Origin of the sequence: Chryseomicrobium palamuruense (genome assembly GCF_042649045.1) — a bacterium.
In the GTDB taxonomy this organism is placed as follows: Bacteria; Bacillota; Bacilli; order Bacillales_A; family Planococcaceae; genus Chryseomicrobium; species Chryseomicrobium palamuruense.
The window spans coordinates 13,108-31,841 of record NZ_JBHSEF010000022.1; the positions used below are offsets into that span (position 1 = coordinate 13,108).

Here is an 18,734-nt window from a genome sequence, read left to right on the forward strand (position 1 = left end):
TTGTCACGAATCCCACCGAATGCCTACTTACTGCTATGTTAAGATAGGAAGTAACTAGGAAAGGATGTGGCTAACCTGAACTTAGAATTAGCTAATCAGTTAAAAGCATTACGTCAAGAACGAAACATCTCCCTTGAAGACCTCTCCTTAAAAGTACGTATTGGCGTAGCCAAATTGGAAGCTTATGAAAGAGGCGCCGAAAAGCCCTCTGTTCAGACGTTATTAAAGTTATCCAATGCGTTAGAAGTTCCTGCATCGAACTTACTAGATGGATTACCAACAGCATAAAAAAATCCTTGCGGAATCGTTTTTCGCAAGGATTTTTTATAGACTGCAAGTAACAGTCAATTTAATAGCAATTAATTTATAAGCCACTTCCATACACTTTTCCAAAGGGATCCATTCCTCAAAAGAATGTTCATAAACAAGTTGGATGTGATGGGCAATATCAGACGGATGTGTGGCTCCCTGAAGGAATGCTACGACATCGGCAGCTTCTGCTTCGTAATGCTTACTTCCGATTTGGAACGGATCCCATTCTTCTAAAATCCGAACCGCTTGTTTATTCATTTCAACTGGATGCATGTTCTCACCTTATTTTCCATTCATTCTTGATATATAATAGCATAGAGTACTAGAAATGGAAGGAGTTTTGTTCGATGTATGATTTTACAACTGTACATAATCGCAGAAATACCTCTTCAGTGAAGTGGGATATGCTTGCTGAAATCTACCAAATTGAGGTCAAAGATGATATCCTCCCGATGTGGGTCGCAGATATGGACTTTCCTATTGCCCCAAACATTGCAGATGCTTTAATTGAACGTATTCAAGATGGTGTATTCGGCTATTCCTTCCCAAGTAAAGGTTTGGGTGAATCCATTGTCAAGTGGGTCAAAGAGACACATCATACGACTATTTCAGCAGATTGGCTTCTCTACGAATCCGGTGTAATTCCGGCAGTGGCACTCTCCCTTGCGACGTTCACCGAGCCAGGTGATAAGGTATTGATACAGGGGCCTGTGTATCCTCCGTTTCGGAACACTCCAGAGAATTTAAATCGTGTAGTGGTAAATTTCTCGCTCGATGAAAAGGATGGTCAATATTCCATTAACTTTGACAAATTTGAGGAAGCTTTATCACAAGACATTCAAGCGTTTATTTTCTGTAATCCACATAACCCCGGCGGGAAAGTGTGGTCAAAAGAAGACGTTAAACAAATCACAGACCTCTGTCACAAATACGGTGTCCTCCTTATTTCTGATGAGATCCATGCAGACTTGGTTTTCACACCACACACGCATACAACGGCACTTTCTGTAGCTGAACATACGGATCATATTATTACGTGTATGGCACCTACAAAAACGTTTAATTTAGCCGGATTACAGGCAGCGTATTTAATTGTTACGAATGAAGAAAAACGTCTTAAACTAAAAAACCAAATGATGCGCTCTGCAAATATGGGCCTGACTGTTCTAGGCGCAACGGCTATGCAAGCAGCTTATGAGACCGGCAAACCATGGCTTAAAGAGTTGCTCGACACGTTAAAAGAAAATATTGTATATGTGAAAGATGAAATTGAAACCCATGTCCCGAACGTCCGAGTGACCGAACCAAATGGGACGTATTTGATTTGGATCGATTACCGAAAGCTCGGCGTGTCAGAAGAAGTGATGATGAAGACGTTGCTTGAAGAAGGCAAGCTGGCACTTGAGCCAGGCACCAAATATGGACCTGAAGGAGAAGGGTTTGTTCGCATGAATATCGCCTGCCCTCTTGATACAGTTAAGGATGGCGTTCAACGCTTTATTACAGCTGTCAATAAGCTCAGTATATAGGTATCTTGGCAATGAAAGTGCCCGAACTTCCTACAGATGATATTTTTGATTCATACCGGGCACACAAAATATAAAGCACGATCAGTTCTCCTGATCGTGCTTTTCTTGTGCCTTCAGACGCTCCTCGAGCTTGCGAGCCTCTTCCGCTTCTATCGCCGAACGCTTCAATAAATACTTAATTACTAATAATGCTAAAATTAGAACAGCAATCAGTTTGAGGACGACGGGAATATATTCTGTTTTATCTTCTGGAAAGTAAAGGTAAAAAAACAATAAATGGAACACGGAGTCATCTTCTTTCTATATCATGATGGTTCACCCTCATCTTAACACAATTGAAGGAAAAGAAAAAAGATGAGCACATCCCTTTTTTCGAGTTACGAAATGTTTTATAATAAAAGAAGATAAGTTGCATAATAGAAGTAGATGAGTTGCATAGAAGAAAGAAGGGATACCATGCACTCGAAACGTAACTTTAAGATTATGTGGGGGACTAATTTTTTGGTCGCAAGTACAATGACTATGATTATGCCCTTTTTGTCTTTATACATTGAAACATTTGGAACATTTACAGATGAGTATGTTCAAAAATGGTCCGGACTCGTTTTCGGAGCGACTTTTATTACGGCTTTTCTTATGTCTCCTATTTGGGGACGCATTGCCGATCGGTACGGCTACAAACCTATTCTTGTGTTAAACGGATTTGGTATTGCCTTATCTGTTTTACTTATGGGCTTTGTTCAATCCGTTGAAGCCTTTTTTATTTTGCGACTATTCATGGGTGTTGTGACAGGTTTCATTCCAACCTCACTTGCCTTCATTAGTGCGCAAACGCCAAAAGAAGTAGCCGGTAAAACCTTAGGTACACTTCAGATGGGGAGTGTGGCTGGAACGTTATTCGGCCCTGTATTAGGCGGACTTCTTGCAGATTCGTTTGGATTCTCGTATACATTCATTATTGCAGCGGTTGCGGTTTCTCTATCTGCTGCCATCGTGCTGTTCTTCATACGTGAAGACAAAGTGGTCAAAGCGAAGAATACCCACTCTTATTCACGAAAAACCGTCATTGCTGGCATTTTACACCACCGTCTGATTTGGAACGTCTTATTGATCACCGCTCTTATTCAAATTGGTCTCTTTAGTGTCCAACCTCTTCTTTCTCTTTATGTGGGAGAGTTAACTAGTGCAGCGAATCTTGCCTTTTTAGCAGGCCTTGCGTTCAGTGCCGCTGGTGTAGGTAATCTTTTATTTACCCGAGCTTGGGGAAAATTTGGAGATACGTATGGATATGAAAAAATCCTCTACATCCTTCTCTTCTTGAGTGTACTATTTATCGTGCCTCAAGCGTTCGTCACTTCGCTTTGGCAATTAGTGGCTCTTCGCTTCTTGTTTGGAATTGCAGCAGGCGGCCTCGTCCCAATTACCACGGCTATCATTAGAAGAGAGGCTCCAGTAGAAGTGCAAGGAGAGTTAATGGGGTATAACACCAGCGCTCGTTTCCTTGGCAATATTATTGGCCCAATCTTTGGTGGATTCGTCGCAGGATGGGTCGGTATTTCCACAGTCTTTATCGTGACGGGTTCATTATTCGTTGTTGCGTTGATTGTCTTAGCTTATGTACGTAAAACACCCGAACAAGATTTTGAGGAAGTTTTGCTTGAAGAAGAATTGCATATGAAGACCACCTAACCGGTAGCTGGAGAATTTTCCAGCTACTTTTTTTGTCTTTCAAAGACCTTCTTTCTACATATATATAAACGCTGTAAACATTGATACTTCTAGTCCTAAAGAGTGCATTCGACCTATTTTTACGGTATACTTTATTCTAGTGTGTATTCACTTCAACTAAGAAAGGGGACTCTCTATGCTACTTTTTATGGCAATTATTCTTCCAATTCTATTTGCCGTATTGATTCCGTTTGCATATAGATCGATTAAATCGATACATACGGGATGGTTTGTGCTTTTGGCACCCCTCCTGCTATTTCTGTTCTACCTGCGCTTCTTATCTCCGATACGACAAGGAGAAGCGCAGCTTGCCACCGTATCATGGGTGCCCTCCCTCGACTTTAACTTTGACATCCACATTGATGGACTGAGTCTATTATTCTCCCTTTTGATTACGGGAATTGGTTCACTCGTCGTTCTCTATTCCATTTTTTATTTGGATAAAACGAAAGAAAAGCTTGGGAATTTTTATGTCTATTTACTACTTTTCATGAGTGCTATGCTCGGCGTTGTTCAGTTTGACCACATGATTGCGCTTTATTTCTTCTGGGAATTAACTTCTATTTCCTCATTCCTATTGATTGCGTATTGGTATAAAAGAGACGCCTCACGCTTTGGTGCACTAAAATCCATGATGATCACTGTAAGTGGTGGATTGATGATGCTTGTTGGTTTCTTAACGTTGTATGTTCTTACAGGAACCTATTCCATTCGTGAAACGATTGCACAAGTAGACACGATTATTGATTCCCCATTGTTTACAGTGGCTGTCGTTCTTGTACTACTCGGGGCATTTACAAAATCTGCCCAGTTCCCATTCTACATCTGGCTTCCTGATGCGATGGAAGCGCCAACACCGGTTAGTGCGTACCTCCACTCAGCAACGATGGTTAAGGCCGGACTCTATTTAGTTGCACGATTCACACCTGTTTTTGCCTTCTCGGATGTATGGGTCTGGTTAGTTACAGGTATTGGTCTTCTCACTCTCTTCTGGGGTTCTTTCTTTGCAGTAAAGCAAACCGACCTCAAAGGAATCTTGGCATTTTCTACTGTGAGTCAACTTGGACTCATTATGTCGCTGCTTGGCCTTGGTGGGTTTGCTTATTTGGTGACAGGAGATGCCGTTGAAACGTTTACGTTTGCCACTTTTGCTGCTATTTTTCATCTGTTTAACCATGCGACTTTTAAAGGAAGCCTGTTCATGGTGGCCGGTATTGTTGACCATGAGACCGGGACGCGTGATATTCGCAAATTAGGCGGCTTGATGAGCCTGATGCCAGTGACATTCACGATTGCCATGATTGGAAGTCTGTCGATGGCAGGAGTGCCTCCTTTTAATGGATTCTTAAGTAAAGAAATGTTCTTAGAAGCTGTCCTTAGTCTTCTTCATGCAGACGTCACTTCTCTTACAATTGCTTATTTAGTACCTGTCGTTGCTTGGATTGCAAGTGTATTTACGTTTATCTATAGTATTTATTTTGTATGGTATACGTTTATGGGCACTCGTAAAGAAGAACAATTGCCAAAAGTACCTCACGAAGCTCCTGCGGGAATGCTCATATCCCCTGTTATCTTAGGTACATTGGTTCTGGTTGTGTTCTTTATTCCTAACGTCATTGGTGAATGGCTTGTGAAGCCTGCGACAGCTGCTATTCAGTCAAACACATATGCAACTGCCGCGGACATTGGTTTCTACATTAAAGCATGGCATGGTTTTGGTGCCCCTGCTTTATGGTTGACCATTGGAGTCGTGGTCTTAGGTTTCATACTGTACAAACTGCTTCCAAAATGGCAACACATCTATTCCAAGTGGCCTGAAAAGTTCACTCTCAATCGTGGGTATGACACGTTAATGGACGGTTCGTTACACTGGAACCGTGCGTTGTCTGACCGATTTATGACCGGTTCAATTCGTGACTACCTAGTTTACATGTTTGCAGGTATGGCGATTCTAGGGATCACGACCCTCTTCTCGCAAGGCGGGTTTATGGTGTCGACAGAAAACTTAGCGCCTATTCGATTATTTGAAATTGTTTTGACCATTATTTTGGTTGGAAGTGTGATGGCGATTTTAATCACATGGTCACGTCTGACAGCCGTCATCGCTTTAGGCGGAGTTGGATATACGGTCGCTTTATTCTATGTCATCTTTAAAGCGCCAGACTTAGCACTCACACAACTTGTTATTGAGACGATCTCGGTAGCGCTGTTTTTGACAGCCTTCTATCACTTACCGAAATTAGATAAGTATTACAAAGGAAAAGAAGACAATCGATTCCGCTTCGGAAACTTCTTGATCTCGGTTGCTGTTGGTCTAACGGTTACATTGATTGGAATCAGCGCATATTCCCAACGTCAATTAACTTCAATCTCCGAATACTACAAAGAAACCGTGTATTCTGAAGCAGGTGGTGGGAACATCGTAAACGTTATTCTAGTGGATTACCGTGGATTTGATACGCTCTTTGAAATCGGGGTATTGATGATTGCTTCTATCGGAATTATCAGCATGATCACCCTGCGTTTACAGAAGAAAAAGAAGGGAGCAGCTAAACATGAAGTCTAATGATTTGATTTTACAGACCTCAACCCGGGTTGTTTTCTTCATAATTTTCTTATTTTCCATTCACATCTTTTTCGCAGGTCACTATACGCCAGGTGGTGGTTTTGTAGGTGGGCTTCTTATGGCATCGGCCATTGTTCTCTTACTACTTGCCTATGACTTTAAAACTGTTAAAGAAGTGCTACCATTCAATTATCTTACGATGACAGCCATCGGCATGATTATTTCTATTCTAACAGCAACAGGAGCACTGCTTTTCAACGTGCCCTTCTTTACCCACTGGTATGACTATTTTGATCTTCCTTTACTAGGTAATACTTCTATACACACTGCTCTATTTTTTGATATTGGAGTATACATGGTGGTTGTAGGGGTTACCTTAACAATTATTGAAATGATTGGAGGCGACAGCTGATGGAAATCATGATGGCGATTATTGCCGGGTTCTTGTTCAGCGCAGCCACCTATTTGATTCTTTCAAAAAGTTTACTGCGTATCATTATAGGAACTGGTCTACTTAGTCACGGGACTCACCTCCTACTTTTGACGATGGGTGGACTTGGTGGCAACTCCGCTCCGGTGGTAGCTGACGGAGTGACGGTTGCGGATTATGTAGATCCACTTCCACAAGCACTCATCTTAACTGCTATTGTTATTGCATTCGGCGTGACTGCCTTTGCTTTAGTGCTTGCCTACCGCACGTATCAAGAAATCGGCACAGATAACATGGACCATATGAGAGGTAGGGGTGAAATTGATTAATTTAGTCGTTTTGCCAATCATCGTCCCGCTTTTGATTGGTGCAATCCTTTTACTAGTTCGAAATAATTTACGTCTACAGCGCATTGGAGGGCTTCTGGGAGCAGGAGGTTCTGTAATTGTTTCATTGTTCTTGCTTCAAAAGGTGTACATAGACGGAATTCAAGTGGTGACACTTGGAAGCTGGGCAGCTCCTTTTGGAATCTCCCTCGTCTCTGATTTATTAAGTATTTTGCTTGTAACAACATCTTCTTTATTGACGTTGATTATCCTGTGGTATTCAATGCATTCTCTTGGGGAGAAACGTGAGTTATCCTTCTTCTACCCTGCCACGTTGTTTATGTTAACAGGGATAAATGGCGCATTCACTACTGGAGATATCTTTAACCTGTTCGTATTCTTTGAAGTTTTCTTGATGGCTTCATATGTTTTGATCGCGCTTGGCGGCGAACGCATTCAGTTACGTGAATCGATGAAGTATATCATTGTCAATATAGTGGCTGCTGCCCTCTTCGTTATCACGATTGGTTACATCTACTCTGTTGCCGGAACACTCAATATGGCTGACCTATCTGTAAAGTTAGGTGAAATCGGGAGCATGGGTGTCATTTCAACAATTGCTATCATGTTCCTCGTCGTTTTTGGAATCAAAGCTGGTATCTTCCCGCTTCATTTCTGGTTACCAGGTGCTTATTATGCCCCTCCACTTCCGATTTTGGCTTTATTCGGGGCGCTGCTAACAAAAGTAGGTATCTACAGTATTACACGTGTGTATACGTTGATTTTCACAACTGACGTAGCCTTTACCCATGATATTCTTATGATGCTATCAATTGTGACGATTCTATTAGGAAGCATAGGCGCACTAGCGTACATGGATGTCAAAAAAATCATCATTTACAATATTGTCATTGCAGTCGGCGTCATTCTATTCGGAGTTTCTGCGTTCAATACTTTTGCTGTAACCGGATCAGTACTCTATCTCATTCATGACATGCTCATTAAAGCTTTATTGTTCTTGATGATTGGCGTACTTATCTTGATAACAGGAAAAACCAACCTACGTGAGATGGGTGGACTCATTCGACAGTATCCTCTACTTGGATGGACTTATCTCGTCGCGGTCTTTGCCTTAGCAGGAATTCCTCCACTGAGTGGGTTTGCGGGTAAAATTCTGATTATTCAAGGTGGCTTAGAAGGCGGCTTCGTCTGGCAGTCTATTATTGTTGCCATGTCTACAATGGTCGTATTGTTATCAGCGATTCGTATATTCATTTATGCGTTCTGGGGAACAGAAAAATCATTTGATGGTCCCCCTAAGAAAACATATACGAACTATATGGCTCCGGTCATGGTGCTTTTCGTACTCACCGTCAGCTATGGTGTATTCATTGAATTCTTAACGCCATTCTTCATAGAAGCTGGACTTCAATTGATGGACCCTTCATTCTATGTGAATGCCGTATTAGGAGGCGATAGATAATGGCGTTTCAAATACTACTTAATGTCTTTATCGCCTTTGTCTGGATGTTTTTATCGAACTCGTTTACAGCTGCTACGTTTATCATCGGATACATCTTAGGTCTGGTCATGTTGTTCATGTTACGTCGCTTCTTCCGTACACGTTTTTATTTAGACAAAGTATGGGCGGTTGTTAAGTTGATTCTCCTCTTCATCAAAGAATTGATTGTGTCAAACATTGCCGTGCTTCGAGTCATTTTACGTCCAAAGATGAATATTCGTCCCGCAATTTTTGAGCTTGATACCCAGTTGAAAGAAGACTGGGAAATCACGCTATTGTCTATGCTCATCACGTTGACACCAGGAACAGTCGTGATCAATGTCTCTGAGGATCGTACAAAACTTTATGTGCATACATTAGATCTTGATGACGTGGATGATGCAGTCGATTCCATCCGAAATTCGTTTGAGAAAGCCATCTTGGAGGTGAGCCGCTAATGACGATGTTTCTATGGATTGCTGTCGGTGTCATAAGTTTTAGCTTAATCGGATTCCTTTACCGCTTGGTTAAAGGACCGTCCACTCCCGACCGGGTCATTGCACTTGACTCAATGGGTGTCGGGCTGATTACATTAGTGGGACTCTTTTCGATTTTGTTTGATTCCCCATTCTTTTTAGAGGTCATATTACTTCTTGCGATCATTGCCTTTATTGGAACGGTCGCCTTCTCGAAATTTACGGAGAAGGGAGTGATTATTGAAAATGACCGAGATGCTAATAAATAGTCTAATCATTCTCTTTATCACTGTCGGTGTTTTCTTTATCCTCATTACAGCGATCGGCTTGATTCGACTTCCAGATGTGTATAGTCGTGCGCATGCCGCATCCAAGAGTGCGACTCTTGGGGTCATGTCTATTTTGGTTGGGGTCTTTCTTCACTTCTGGTTGATTGAAGGAAACTTTAACCCACGTATTATACTCGGAATCTTCTTTCTCTTTATCACGGGTCCAGTTGGCGGACATATGATGGCAAAGGCTGCCTATTTCTCAGGCGTCCCTTTAGCAAAAGAAACCGTTCGCGACGATATGGAACCCCTTGTGGCAAAAGATGCCACAAAAAAAGAGCAGCTCTAAGCTGCTCTTTTTCTATTTACTGCTCTTCTGCTAATCGTTCAACAAATGCAGCGAGCGTACGGACCATTGCACCCGTACCACCTTTTGGTCCTAAGTCATGCGCACTTGATGTGCCAGACGTTCCTGCAATGTCCAAATGAATCCAAGGTGTCTCTTCTGCAAATTCTCCGACAAATCCTCCACCAAATATCATATGACCATCGCGGCCTGGTGAGTTGTTCAAGTCTGCCACCTCACTTTTACGAATTCGTTTTTTATCATTTTCCGTAAGTGGTAAACGCCATACGAACTCCCCAGTTTCTAAGGAAGCTTCCATAAACTCTTCAAACAATTCTTCATTGTTTGTCAGGGCTCCGGTTTTATCCATTCCTAACGCAACAATAACGCCTCCTGTTAATGTAGCGACATCTACAATAGCCGTCGCACCTTGTTGTTTTGCATACGTCACAGCGTCCGCTAGAACCAAGCGACCTTCTGCATCGGTATTGAGGATTTCAATCGTTTTCCCACTCATGGATGTAATGACGTCATCGGGTTTAAAAGCTGTACCAGATACCATGTTATCTGTGGAAGCGATGACAGCAATGACGTTTTTCTCTGGACGAGTTTCCCCGATAATTCGCATCGCACCAAGAACAGCTGCAGCTCCTCCCATATCTCCTTTCATTCCGACGATGCCATCTTTAGGTTTCAGAGAATATCCACCGGTATCAAACGTGATTCCTTTACCTACTAGAGCAATTGGATTTTCCCAAGAATCTGTCGCTTGATACTTCAAAACAATCAAGCGGGGCTCTTCATCAGAACCTTGGTTGACAGCAAGAAGGGCGCCCATCCCAAGTTCTTCAATCTCTTCTTTTCCAAGAATATGTGTCTCAAAGTCATATTCTTCACCAAGCTCGCGTGCATACTCACCCAGTTCAGTCGGAGTAAGTATATTTGCAGGCATGTTAACAAGTGTACGTGCTTCATTTACCGCTTCAGCGTATACAAGGCCTACTTCAAAGTAAGAAACGATTTCGTTTTCATCCGCACTGCTTAAAAGTTCAACAGCCGCTAAATCGTAATCTGTATCGTGAACAGTTGTCTTGTAATCGAGCACTTGATAGCTTCCCATTCCTAAACCTTCTCCAGCAAGGAAGGCCACATCATGTTCTGAGAGGTCATCTGACACAAATGATGGCAACAGTACAGAGACTTCTCCGTAATGCTTTTTCACAAGGTGACCACCTACTCGTCCAAATGCTTGACGCAATGTCTCTTCTGTCAATTGTTTACGGTTTCCAATCCCAACGAAGAGAATGCGTTTTACTGTTTCGTGCCCGGCTACATAAAACGGAGTAATTTCTTTATCTTTTGTTGAAAGATCTTTCGAACGAATCAACTCCGGAATTTGAGTGCCAAAAACGGACGTAAAAGCATCCCATCCCTCAATTTGCTCTGTATGCGTACTTAATCCCACAATTAGCGTTTCGAACTGGATCTCTTCTAGATTTACTTCATTTGTTAAAATAATCACGAGCATTTCCTCCTTTTTGTCTTCTTTTCTATTATACCGATTCTCTTTAAGGCAATCCAACTTTCTTGTGGTATACTATTTGTACAAAAGCTGACGAAAGGAGCGTACTTTCGTGGAGATTTTCACAAACGTCCCTCTATGGGCTGCCTTATTCGCGATTTTTTTCGCTCAATTTGTAAAAATACCAATCCATTTTCTCGTCTCCCGTAAGATTGATTTTGCTCTTTTCACATCCACGGGTGGCATGCCGAGCTCTCATTCTGCAGCCGTGACGGCTTTAACAACCGCAGTAGGGTATGAAGAAGGTGTCAACTCGACGATGTTTGCTATCTCGACCATTTTCGCTGTCATTGTCATGTTTGATGCCACTGGCGTTCGATTCCAAGCTGGTCAACAAGCAATCATCATCAATCAATTACGAGCGGATCTTCATAATTTCTTTGAACAGACCAAGGACTGGACTCATAAACGTGAGGAAGAGAAGATTGAAGAGCTAAAGACTTTGCTTGGTCATAAACCGATTGAGGTGTTCTTCGGAGCAATAACAGGGATTTTGATTTCGGTGATTATTTATTCGGTGATTCACTAAAAACACACGCATTCCTCAGATGAGGATGCGTGTGTTTTGATTAGAACATCTGATATCCGTTTTTACGTAAATAGCGACTGACAAGTCCTGCTATGATAGCACCTAATAGGCCGCCACCCAAAATAATATAATCTGCAATATGGAGATTACTGATTTTTGTAATAAGTGCCGGAAACGCTGTTCCTGCATTCACAAAGTAATCAAAAAAGCCCACATCGTCAATAATTAAAATTACAACGATAGGATAAACAATCGCCATAAACCACGTCATGCGTAGCAACATATTAAGTAGAAATCCAATTCCAAAAAACATAACTACAAAAAGCAGCGCTGAAATGATCAGCTGCGGCAATGAAAAGTCCATAATTTTCCCTCCGTGTCTTCTTCTTAGTTTACTCGAAGAGATGAGGCTTTTCAATGCACGCTGCTCTGATTCACCTGATTGTCAAAAACGATAGTCTACTTCTTCCCCGACCCTTGGCAAACCGTGCATGTTTCTGAACCGCCTAAACGAAGTTGAAAGTATCCATTTCCTTTACAATATGGGCAATGTGATGGATTAGCTGGTTTTCTAAGGTTTGTCATATAATAAACACCCTTTACATTAAGTTTTAATTTTCTGATAATATATCATATATGCAAAAACGTGTAAAGAGATACCAAGTAAATTATTTGACGATTCTTTTTACTTGTTACGATTTTGTGACGTCATCATGTTCCGATGCTGTAAACAATTTATAGCTGCTATATCCAAAGACAGGTCCTGGATCCAGTCCTTCTCGCGTCTCGAATCCCGCTGCTTGATTGACAGATAAGAATACTTTGATCATAGATGTTGTCCGCTCGTCTTCCAGTAGTTCCTCAGGTGACATCCACCTTGCTTCATATAATTCATCGAGTTGAGGGTCCGGCATTTGTGATGAATTAAACGGTTTTAGATAAAATATCGCCATGTTGTCACTTATTTTCTCTTTGATTACCCCGCTACGGAAGCCTATTAGTTGAATGACCTGTGCATCGATTCCTGTTTCCTCTTTAATTTCACGAAGTACCGCTTGGTCGACTGTTTCTGTACCTTCTACAAATCCAGCAGGGAGCGACCATTTGCCATTAAGTCCTCCGTAGCGCTTTTGTACAACGAGCCACTCTCCTTGGTCATTGACGACAATACCGGCTACACCAAGCCAGACACTCCCTCTCTCTTTGCGTGTCATTATATCCCCTCCTGCCTTCCATTATACCTTGTGTCTAATCGAGTTGCGCGACCTAGAAACACACGCAAAAATCATTCGCTCCTGTAAGCTTCGTCGGGCCCACCTGACCTTCACGGAGTTTCTGGAGCTGGCCACTTCACATCTAAAGTAAAAAAAGCCACCCGAAGGCAGCTTTGGACTCTCTTATAGTAAGTTGAATTTCCCTTTTTTCATGACAAGTGGAGCCCCACCAATCATATACAATGCGCGGTTGTCGATAATCTTTTTCATAATCGATGCTTTCGTTCCTGTGATTTTACGACCCATTACATCACCAATCGCATCGTGCTCACCAAGTGAACATACCGATCCTTTTAATTTCGGGTGGAATTCATGTGTATCTTCACCGTTAATTAAAGCCACTAGGTTATCCGCAATCGTTTCTGCTTGTTGCATCGCGATTTGTGCTGTTGGTGGGTATGGACGGTTTACTTCTTCATTGATCATTAGTGCGCAATCTCCAACGATGAAGACATCTGGGAATCCAGGAGCACGCATATCTTTTTCTACTTTGACACGTGCACGCATGTTTTCAATTCCAGACGATTCAATTAAGCGGTTTCCACGGACACCCGCAGCCCATACAACAGTACCCGCTTTGATAAAGTCGAACTCTTCTTCACCCGTTTTAATTTTTACGCCTTCAGGAGTTGCTTGGACAACCGGTGTACCGATAGAGAATTCGATTCCTTTTGATTCTAAGTGGCGAACAGCGTATTCCACTAGTTCCGGATCAAATCCTGGAAGAACCATTGGTGCTGCTTCTACACAGACCACACGAACTTTTTCTTGTGGAACGTCAAATTCTTTACAAAGCTCAGGAATACGGTTACCCAGTTCTCCTAAGAATTCGATTCCTGTAAATCCAGCTCCACCGACAACGATTGTTAGACGGCTATCGTCTTTTACTTCATCTTGTGACCACATAGCAAATTGATATTCGATATGCTCACGGATTTGACGAGCAGCGCCAACGTTCGCAATGGATAATGCATATTTATCAAGACCTTCAATACCGAATGTCTCTCCTTCAAATCCTAAACCGATGACAAGGTAGTCATATGTATGCTCACCTTTGTCTGTCGATACTTTACGTGCAGCCACATCAATACCAGTCACTGCTGCTTGGACGAATTGAATTTTGTCACTGTTGATTACATTTTTGATATCATAACGAACATCTTCAGGTGACAAAGTACCTGCTGCAGCCTCATGTAACCAAGTAGATTCGTAATGATAATCATTTTTGTTGATTAGCACGATGTCTGCATCGCTTGCATTTAATTTCTTTTGTAGATTCACTGCAGTAGAAAGTCCACCGTAGCCTGCTCCGAGAATCAAAATCTTAGGTCTATTCATGGTAACGCTACCACCTTTTAGTTATATTTTCATTCATCTGCCAGCAGGAAGCGGCAGACACTTACCTTCTATATTAGCCCTTTTAGTATAGAAGTTCAATGAATAGTTAACTTGAACCAAACGTTTTCAATTATGCAAAAACTCCATAAAAAAACCTGTCTTCTACAGACAGGTGTGAGACTAACAATTTTCAGGTGTACCTTGTTTCGTAGCTGTTCGGAAAGAAGACCCACATCCACAGTTGGCAATAGCATTTGGGTTGTCAATTGTAAAACCACCGCCCATGAGCGATTGTTTATAGTCAATCTTTGTTCCCATGAGAATGCCTGCATCTTCATCTGCCACGACAATCAAAATATCATGCTGCTGGTCTTCTCGATCATTCGCTTCTTTTTCATGTGTGAAGCTCATACCGTAGGACAGACCACTACATCCTCCCCCGTTTACTGAAACGCGAAGGAAAGCCCCTTGTTCTTCGTTGTGTTCCATCATTTCTTTGATTCGGAAAGCTGCTGCTTCCGTCAAGTCCACTACTTGATTCATGTTCGTTTCCCACCTTTCTCCCTGAGTTGACGAAAAAAGACAAGGCGCGGGCCTTGTCTTTGGAATTAGACAATTAGAAAACTTGCTCTACTTCTACGACACCTGGTACTTCTTCAAGCAACGCACGCTCAATACCAGCTTTTAATGTAATGGTAGAACTTGGGCAAGTGCCACACGCTCCTAGGAGACGTAATTTCACGATACCATCTTCTACATCTACTAATTCACAATCTCCACCGTCACGCAATAAGAATGGTCGTAATTTATCGAGTACTTCTTGAACTTGTTCATTCATTGTATCAGTCATTTTTTTCGACTCCTTTCCCTGTTCTTATTATAATTGGATAGAACAAAAAAATCCAATAAAGAATCTAGGGGCTGAAAATGTGAAAGAGATTACACTAACTGTGTACGGTGCAGACATCATCTGTGCCAGCTGCGTCAATGCACCTTCATCGAAAGACACGTATGAATGGCTTGAAGCGGCACTGGCACGTAAATTTGAAGGACACAATATCCACTTCCGTTATGTGGACATTGAACAACCGGCACCGAACGACATCGATGCAAACTTTATTGAGCAAATTCAAAACGACGAATTGTTTTATCCTCTAGTCACAATTGATGACGAAGTGATTGGAGAAGGCTATATTCAGTTGAAACCAGTCTATTCAGCACTCGAGACACACGGATACTTAGCAGCAGAATAACAAAAAGGTCCGTGTCATACCGAGACGGACCTTTTTTGCTTTACCCATTATGTTTCTTGTAATACCAAAGCAATCCAGACTTCATTAAACGGGCAATGCGTCCTGTAACAGACATATCAGCAAGATACGCAAATCCTTGTTTCTTTCCAAGGGAACCCATGAAACCTTTTAATTTAATCGTTGGTAACGTCTCTGGAAGTACTTCTCCGTTCCATTTCGCGCGAAGAACATTGACGATTTGTTCTGCTTGTTCTTCCGCAAGTTGAGCACTTGGTGCAAATGGAAGGGATGCACAGTCTCCTACAATATAGACATGCTCATCAAGTGGTAGATGGTGATGTGGTGATAAAATTACACGACCAGAACCATCTTTTTCACCTGGAAGCATGCGAACAGGGGCAACCGGCTGAATACCTGCTGTCCATACAACGGCATCGACCGGAATGGTTTCATCATGATTATGAAGAAGATTCTTCTCTACTTTTGTGATGTTGGAGTTGCTGATGACTTCTACATCGTTTTCATCGAACCATTTTTTTACATAATTACTTAAGCGTTCCGGGAAGTCGCGTAATATACGTGGACTACGGTCGAATAGTTTAATACGAAGGTCTGGACGAGATTCGCGCAGTTCACTCGCAAGTTCTATTCCACTTAGTCCAGCGCCTACAATCCCTATCACAGAATTCGATGGCAGGTCTCCTAGTGTACTATACGTTTGACGGGACTTTCCAATCGTCTGGATACTCATCGTGAACTCATCCGCACCAGGCACGCCGTGGTACTTGTCTTCACATCCAAGACCAATAACAAGATCGTCATAGGCAACTGCTTCTCCACCTTCTAGCAGTACTTCTTTGCGCTCTGTATCGATTTCAACCACTTCGCCATATTTAATATGAAGGCGCTCGTGATCGGGAAAGCTTACACGGACGTCATTATCTGAAACAGTCCCAGCAGCGAGTGCATAAAACTCTGTTTTTAAACTATGGAAAGGCGTCCGATCAATCAGAATAATTTGGGTATCTTTCGGTAAGTTATTTGGAAGCAAGCGAAGCAAAATGCGCATGTTGCCATAGCCGCCACCAAGCAGTACTAATTTTTGCATATGAAAACTCCTTCTGCATGCATTGTCCCCTTTAGTATAATGGATTGTGAGACATTTCACAATAAGTCACAACAATTGACGACCTTCTGAAAATGCAGTAGCATCAACTTGTAGCGAGGTGAAGACGATGAATCCTATGGTAGAATTTTGTATTAGCAATATTGTTAACGGGGCCCAAGAAGCGTTTGAACAGCTAGAAAAAGACCCCAACCTTGACGTCCTCGAATATGGGTGCACGAGTAACTGTACCATTTGTGCAGACACGCTTTTTGCAGTCGTAAACGGAGAAATCGTACGTGGAGACACACCTCAAGATCTCGTCGACAATATTTATGCCTATATAGAAGAAAATCCATTATTTTAAAAAGCTGCGGTCACCCAAAGGGTCCGCAGCTTTTTTATAATTCGTCCATCGATTCGATATAACGAGATACAGACATTGCACTTGCTTGAACGGTTTCCGGTCGGTCCACCCCGGAATTTACATGGATGGTATCGATACCAAAGTTCACTCCTGCGAGTAAATCGGTCTTCATATTATCGCCAATCAGGACCATATCTTCTTTCGATGCGCCTGTCTGTTGTTGAATCAGTTCAAGCATGATGGAAGATGGTTTTCCACAAAAGATGGCATCTGTTTCTGTCGAAAATTCAACAAGTTTTACAAATGCCCCGTTGCCAGGTAAAAAGCCTTGATGTGAAGGAAAAGCATGATCTGGGTTCGTTGCAATCAGTTTCGCTCCTGCCCGGACTTCTAGACAAGCGGTTGCGAGCTTCGTATACGTGATGTCCTTGTCAATCCCCATGATAACAGCGTTAGACCCTTCTTCCACAAGTTCAAGTCCAACTGTTTCAAGTTCCTCTCGCAATGCAGCTGTTCCAATGACAAACACTTTAGCATCAGGTAACTCCCTTTTCACAAACTGAGCAGCCGCCATTCCAGACGTGTAAATAAATTCTTCTGTCGTGATAACGCCGAATCCAGCAAGTTTTTGTCGCAGCTGTGTACGAGTCATGGATGCATTGTTGGTAATGTAAAAAGGCTCAATTCCCGCTTCCTGCAGACGTCTGATAAATCGAACAGCTTCAGGTATTGGCTCAATTCCTCTGTAGACAGTTCCGTCTAAATCGAGACAAACAGTTTTATAATTGAACATTGGAATCCTCCGGTAAGAATGCGGACACTGGGCCTAGCTCATTCTCTAAATATGTCCGGACATGTTGTGGGAACTTCACAAGCACCGAAAGTTGACGAGTTAATACCTCATCGACAGCCTGACGGTCTACAGCATAATATTCGCGAACGACTTGTTTCCGTAAGCCCACAATTTCTTTTAACCCGGCATCCATTTCTGCCGGAACAACTTTTTCATCCACTAAAATATCAATGATGTCATCGTAACTTCCCGGGTCACGCATAATAAAGCCGTCAATCATGGCATTTCCTATGTCAAGAACTGACTCAATCAAGGATCCTGCAATTCGTTCTAATATCAAATGACTTTCCGGATAGGTCGACCACTGGTCTTTCTTTTTATAAACAGTCAGCAAGTCCTCGAGATGGGTTGCGATCAGTTCAATTCGCTTTCGGTCTACAAAATACATCTTGGTTCCTCCTGTTTCGTTCAGTTGAATACACTACGTCTCTATAGTACCATAGAGCAGAGAAGAACTTGAGGTGAAGAGCAATGGAACGATTTTATTTATATGATGACGTAGAAGACACCAAGACACGGTTCGTCAGTTTCACAGGAGAAAGGCAGCGCTACGATTTAGCGATTTTGCAAAGCACGCGTTTCTTTGGAAAAGTTCTTGTGATGGACATCCAGTTTAACCGGATGGCTATTATCGGAGCGGACGATGTTGAAGAAGAAGGCTATCTTGAGCATGCATTTAACCGCAAGCCGGTAGAGGCTGAAGAGCTACGGGAATATCTACGGGAATTACTAAATTAAACGATGCCTCGTGCATCGTTTATTTTTTTGGAATCCTATAGAGGTGCTGAAAAGGTAACACAACAGAAAAGGTCTAATACGTACCGTCCTTCATTTTTATCACTGGCTGACTCTTCCGAATTCGTTTATCAATGTCTAAACTGTTTATAATGTAAGCTATACTATACCTTAAACAGAACACGTAATTGATTTGCTTGATACCCATGCGGGAA

Annotated in this window: 26 protein-coding genes; 14 read left to right on the top strand and 12 right to left on the bottom strand. The window is 42.2% G+C overall.

Annotation, left to right across the window (positions count from 1 at the left end; genetic code table 11):
• The first annotated feature begins 66 nt into the window (after positions 1-66).
• Positions 67-288: a helix-turn-helix domain-containing protein gene (locus ACFO0S_RS08400; RefSeq protein ID WP_378141399.1), complete on the top strand. Its 222-nt coding sequence runs from the start codon at positions 67-69 to the stop codon at positions 286-288.
• A 36-nt stretch (positions 289-324) separates the two neighbouring features.
• On the opposite strand, the gene ACFO0S_RS08405 is transcribed toward ACFO0S_RS08400, so the two are convergent.
• Positions 325-585: a DUF1871 family protein gene (locus ACFO0S_RS08405; RefSeq protein WP_378141400.1), complete on the bottom strand. Its 261-nt coding sequence runs from the start codon at positions 583-585 to the stop codon at positions 325-327.
• Between the two features lie 74 nt (positions 586-659).
• Here ACFO0S_RS08405 and ACFO0S_RS08410 point away from each other — a divergent pair, with 74 nt between their 5' ends.
• Positions 660-1,841 (top strand): MalY/PatB family protein, encoded by a 1,182-nt coding sequence (locus ACFO0S_RS08410; RefSeq protein ID WP_378141401.1) that lies wholly within the window; start codon positions 660-662, stop codon positions 1,839-1,841.
• An 81-nt stretch (positions 1,842-1,922) separates the two neighbouring features.
• Here ACFO0S_RS08410 and ACFO0S_RS08415 read toward each other — a convergent pair whose 3' ends face one another.
• Positions 1,923-2,126, bottom strand: a complete 204-nt coding sequence (locus tag ACFO0S_RS08415; RefSeq protein WP_378141402.1) for a hypothetical protein — start codon at positions 2,124-2,126, stop codon at positions 1,923-1,925.
• Between the two features lie 171 nt (positions 2,127-2,297).
• Between ACFO0S_RS08415 and ACFO0S_RS08420 the strand changes: the two genes are divergently transcribed.
• The 8 genes from ACFO0S_RS08420 (at position 2,298) to mnhG (ending at position 9,486) form a co-directional block, all read left to right on the top strand.
• Positions 2,298-3,530, top strand: a complete 1,233-nt coding sequence (locus ACFO0S_RS08420) for an MFS transporter (protein ID WP_378141404.1) — start codon at positions 2,298-2,300, stop codon at positions 3,528-3,530.
• Between the two features lie 175 nt (positions 3,531-3,705).
• Positions 3,706-6,135 carry a Na+/H+ antiporter subunit A gene (locus tag ACFO0S_RS08425; protein ID WP_378141405.1) on the top strand — a complete coding sequence of 810 codons (2,430 nt, stop codon included), beginning with the start codon at positions 3,706-3,708 and terminating at the stop codon, positions 6,133-6,135.
• The gene (locus ACFO0S_RS08430) at positions 6,125-6,547 is read left to right on the top strand and encodes a Na(+)/H(+) antiporter subunit B (protein ID WP_378141406.1); all 423 of its coding nucleotides are present in this window, start codon (positions 6,125-6,127) and stop codon (positions 6,545-6,547) included. Before ACFO0S_RS08425 ends, ACFO0S_RS08430 begins: the two co-directional genes overlap by 11 nt.
• Entirely contained in the window at positions 6,547-6,894 is a 348-nt protein-coding gene (locus ACFO0S_RS08435) for a Na(+)/H(+) antiporter subunit C (protein ID WP_378141407.1), read from the top strand. The genes ACFO0S_RS08430 and ACFO0S_RS08435 overlap by 1 nt, the downstream gene beginning before the upstream one ends.
• Complete coding sequence (locus ACFO0S_RS08440; RefSeq protein ID WP_378141717.1) at positions 6,887-8,374, top strand: Na+/H+ antiporter subunit D; 1,488 nt, start codon at positions 6,887-6,889, stop codon at positions 8,372-8,374. Before ACFO0S_RS08435 ends, ACFO0S_RS08440 begins: the two co-directional genes overlap by 8 nt.
• Positions 8,374-8,850 carry a Na+/H+ antiporter subunit E gene (locus ACFO0S_RS08445; RefSeq protein ID WP_378141408.1) on the top strand — a complete coding sequence of 159 codons (477 nt, stop codon included), beginning with the start codon at positions 8,374-8,376 and terminating at the stop codon, positions 8,848-8,850. Before ACFO0S_RS08440 ends, ACFO0S_RS08445 begins: the two co-directional genes overlap by 1 nt.
• On the top strand, positions 8,850-9,137 hold the full coding sequence (locus ACFO0S_RS08450; protein WP_378141409.1) for a Na(+)/H(+) antiporter subunit F1: 288 nt from the start codon (positions 8,850-8,852) through the stop codon (positions 9,135-9,137). The genes ACFO0S_RS08445 and ACFO0S_RS08450 overlap by 1 nt, the downstream gene beginning before the upstream one ends.
• Positions 9,115-9,486: a monovalent cation/H(+) antiporter subunit G gene (gene mnhG / locus ACFO0S_RS08455; protein WP_378141410.1), complete on the top strand. Its 372-nt coding sequence runs from the start codon at positions 9,115-9,117 to the stop codon at positions 9,484-9,486. Before ACFO0S_RS08450 ends, mnhG begins: the two co-directional genes overlap by 23 nt.
• Before the next feature lie 16 nt (positions 9,487-9,502).
• Here mnhG and ACFO0S_RS08460 read toward each other — a convergent pair whose 3' ends face one another.
• Positions 9,503-11,011 (bottom strand): leucyl aminopeptidase, encoded by a 1,509-nt coding sequence (locus ACFO0S_RS08460; RefSeq protein ID WP_378141411.1) that lies wholly within the window; start codon positions 11,009-11,011, stop codon positions 9,503-9,505.
• Between the two features lie 106 nt (positions 11,012-11,117).
• On the opposite strand from ACFO0S_RS08460, the gene ACFO0S_RS08465 reads away from it, so the two are divergent.
• Complete coding sequence (locus ACFO0S_RS08465; protein ID WP_378141413.1) at positions 11,118-11,594, top strand: divergent PAP2 family protein; 477 nt, start codon at positions 11,118-11,120, stop codon at positions 11,592-11,594.
• Positions 11,595-11,634: 40 nt separating this feature from the next.
• Here the strand turns inward: ACFO0S_RS08465 and ACFO0S_RS08470 are convergent, their stop codons facing one another.
• From ACFO0S_RS08470 to ACFO0S_RS08495, 6 genes are all read right to left on the bottom strand, one after another.
• Positions 11,635-11,958 carry a YuiB family protein gene (locus ACFO0S_RS08470; RefSeq protein WP_378141416.1) on the bottom strand — a complete coding sequence of 108 codons (324 nt, stop codon included), beginning with the start codon at positions 11,956-11,958 and terminating at the stop codon, positions 11,635-11,637.
• 95 nt (positions 11,959-12,053) lie between these two features.
• A complete protein-coding gene (locus ACFO0S_RS08475; protein ID WP_378141418.1) occupies positions 12,054-12,179 on the bottom strand; it encodes a YuiA family protein in 126 nt (41 codons plus the stop codon).
• Positions 12,180-12,286: 107 nt separating this feature from the next.
• Complete coding sequence (locus ACFO0S_RS08480; protein WP_378141420.1) at positions 12,287-12,808, bottom strand: NUDIX domain-containing protein; 522 nt, start codon at positions 12,806-12,808, stop codon at positions 12,287-12,289.
• 183 nt (positions 12,809-12,991) lie between these two features.
• Positions 12,992-14,206, bottom strand: coding sequence for an NAD(P)/FAD-dependent oxidoreductase (locus tag ACFO0S_RS08485; RefSeq protein WP_378141421.1), 1,215 nt, complete (start codon positions 14,204-14,206; stop codon positions 12,992-12,994).
• A gap of 180 nt (positions 14,207-14,386) precedes the next feature.
• On the bottom strand, positions 14,387-14,749 hold the full coding sequence (locus tag ACFO0S_RS08490) for a HesB/IscA family protein (RefSeq protein WP_378141422.1): 363 nt from the start codon (positions 14,747-14,749) through the stop codon (positions 14,387-14,389).
• Positions 14,750-14,822: 73 nt separating this feature from the next.
• Positions 14,823-15,056 carry a NifU family protein gene (locus tag ACFO0S_RS08495; protein ID WP_100353777.1) on the bottom strand — a complete coding sequence of 78 codons (234 nt, stop codon included), beginning with the start codon at positions 15,054-15,056 and terminating at the stop codon, positions 14,823-14,825.
• Between the two features lie 79 nt (positions 15,057-15,135).
• Between ACFO0S_RS08495 and ACFO0S_RS08500 the strand changes: the two genes are divergently transcribed.
• A complete protein-coding gene (locus ACFO0S_RS08500) occupies positions 15,136-15,459 on the top strand; it encodes a YuzD family protein (RefSeq protein WP_378141423.1) in 324 nt (107 codons plus the stop codon).
• 40 nt (positions 15,460-15,499) lie between these two features.
• Here ACFO0S_RS08500 and ACFO0S_RS08505 read toward each other — a convergent pair whose 3' ends face one another.
• Positions 15,500-16,567 (bottom strand): NAD(P)/FAD-dependent oxidoreductase, encoded by a 1,068-nt coding sequence (locus ACFO0S_RS08505; RefSeq protein WP_378141424.1) that lies wholly within the window; start codon positions 16,565-16,567, stop codon positions 15,500-15,502.
• A gap of 127 nt (positions 16,568-16,694) precedes the next feature.
• On the opposite strand from ACFO0S_RS08505, the gene ACFO0S_RS08510 reads away from it, so the two are divergent.
• Entirely contained in the window at positions 16,695-16,931 is a 237-nt protein-coding gene (locus ACFO0S_RS08510) for a YuzB family protein (RefSeq protein ID WP_378141425.1), read from the top strand.
• Positions 16,932-16,965: 34 nt separating this feature from the next.
• Here ACFO0S_RS08510 and ACFO0S_RS08515 read toward each other — a convergent pair whose 3' ends face one another.
• Positions 16,966-17,724 carry an HAD-IIA family hydrolase gene (locus tag ACFO0S_RS08515; protein WP_378141427.1) on the bottom strand — a complete coding sequence of 253 codons (759 nt, stop codon included), beginning with the start codon at positions 17,722-17,724 and terminating at the stop codon, positions 16,966-16,968.
• Entirely contained in the window at positions 17,711-18,172 is a 462-nt protein-coding gene (locus ACFO0S_RS08520) for a DUF86 domain-containing protein (protein ID WP_378141428.1), read from the bottom strand. The genes ACFO0S_RS08515 and ACFO0S_RS08520 overlap by 14 nt, the downstream gene beginning before the upstream one ends.
• Positions 18,173-18,255: 83 nt before the next feature.
• Between ACFO0S_RS08520 and ACFO0S_RS08525 the strand changes: the two genes are divergently transcribed.
• Complete coding sequence (locus ACFO0S_RS08525) at positions 18,256-18,522, top strand: DUF3055 domain-containing protein (RefSeq protein WP_378141429.1); 267 nt, start codon at positions 18,256-18,258, stop codon at positions 18,520-18,522.
• The last annotated feature ends 212 nt before the right edge of the window (positions 18,523-18,734 follow it).

What these genes read in the sequence shown, in the direction of transcription:
- ACFO0S_RS08475 (WP_378141418.1), bottom strand. Translation starts at nt 12,179, where the DNA reads ATGACAAACCTTAGAAAACCAGCTAATCCATCACATTGCCCATATTGT.
- ACFO0S_RS08420 (WP_378141404.1), top strand. Translation starts at nt 2,298, where the DNA reads ATGCACTCGAAACGTAACTTTAAGATTATGTGGGGGACTAATTTTTTG.
- ACFO0S_RS08410 (WP_378141401.1), top strand. Translation starts at nt 660, where the DNA reads ATGTATGATTTTACAACTGTACATAATCGCAGAAATACCTCTTCAGTG.
- ACFO0S_RS08490 (WP_378141422.1), bottom strand. Translation starts at nt 14,749, where the DNA reads ATGAATCAAGTAGTGGACTTGACGGAAGCAGCAGCTTTCCGAATCAAA.
- ACFO0S_RS08510 (WP_378141425.1), top strand. Translation starts at nt 16,695, where the DNA reads ATGAATCCTATGGTAGAATTTTGTATTAGCAATATTGTTAACGGGGCC.
- ACFO0S_RS08480 (WP_378141420.1), bottom strand. Translation starts at nt 12,808, where the DNA reads ATGACACGCAAAGAGAGAGGGAGTGTCTGGCTTGGTGTAGCCGGTATT.
- ACFO0S_RS08470 (WP_378141416.1), bottom strand. Translation starts at nt 11,958, where the DNA reads ATGGACTTTTCATTGCCGCAGCTGATCATTTCAGCGCTGCTTTTTGTA.
- mnhG (WP_378141410.1), top strand. Translation starts at nt 9,115, where the DNA reads ATGACCGAGATGCTAATAAATAGTCTAATCATTCTCTTTATCACTGTC.
- ACFO0S_RS08425 (WP_378141405.1), top strand. Translation starts at nt 3,706, where the DNA reads ATGCTACTTTTTATGGCAATTATTCTTCCAATTCTATTTGCCGTATTG.
- ACFO0S_RS08525 (WP_378141429.1), top strand. Translation starts at nt 18,256, where the DNA reads ATGGAACGATTTTATTTATATGATGACGTAGAAGACACCAAGACACGG.
- ACFO0S_RS08450 (WP_378141409.1), top strand. Translation starts at nt 8,850, where the DNA reads ATGACGATGTTTCTATGGATTGCTGTCGGTGTCATAAGTTTTAGCTTA.
- ACFO0S_RS08485 (WP_378141421.1), bottom strand. Translation starts at nt 14,206, where the DNA reads ATGAATAGACCTAAGATTTTGATTCTCGGAGCAGGCTACGGTGGACTT.
- ACFO0S_RS08515 (WP_378141427.1), bottom strand. Translation starts at nt 17,724, where the DNA reads ATGTTCAATTATAAAACTGTTTGTCTCGATTTAGACGGAACTGTCTAC.
- ACFO0S_RS08435 (WP_378141407.1), top strand. Translation starts at nt 6,547, where the DNA reads ATGGAAATCATGATGGCGATTATTGCCGGGTTCTTGTTCAGCGCAGCC.
- ACFO0S_RS08445 (WP_378141408.1), top strand. Translation starts at nt 8,374, where the DNA reads ATGGCGTTTCAAATACTACTTAATGTCTTTATCGCCTTTGTCTGGATG.
- ACFO0S_RS08460 (WP_378141411.1), bottom strand. Translation starts at nt 11,011, where the DNA reads ATGCTCGTGATTATTTTAACAAATGAAGTAAATCTAGAAGAGATCCAG.
- ACFO0S_RS08505 (WP_378141424.1), bottom strand. Translation starts at nt 16,567, where the DNA reads ATGCAAAAATTAGTACTGCTTGGTGGCGGCTATGGCAACATGCGCATT.
- ACFO0S_RS08430 (WP_378141406.1), top strand. Translation starts at nt 6,125, where the DNA reads ATGAAGTCTAATGATTTGATTTTACAGACCTCAACCCGGGTTGTTTTC.
- ACFO0S_RS08405 (WP_378141400.1), bottom strand. Translation starts at nt 585, where the DNA reads ATGCATCCAGTTGAAATGAATAAACAAGCGGTTCGGATTTTAGAAGAA.
- ACFO0S_RS08520 (WP_378141428.1), bottom strand. Translation starts at nt 18,172, where the DNA reads ATGTATTTTGTAGACCGAAAGCGAATTGAACTGATCGCAACCCATCTC.
- ACFO0S_RS08495 (WP_100353777.1), bottom strand. Translation starts at nt 15,056, where the DNA reads ATGACTGATACAATGAATGAACAAGTTCAAGAAGTACTCGATAAATTA.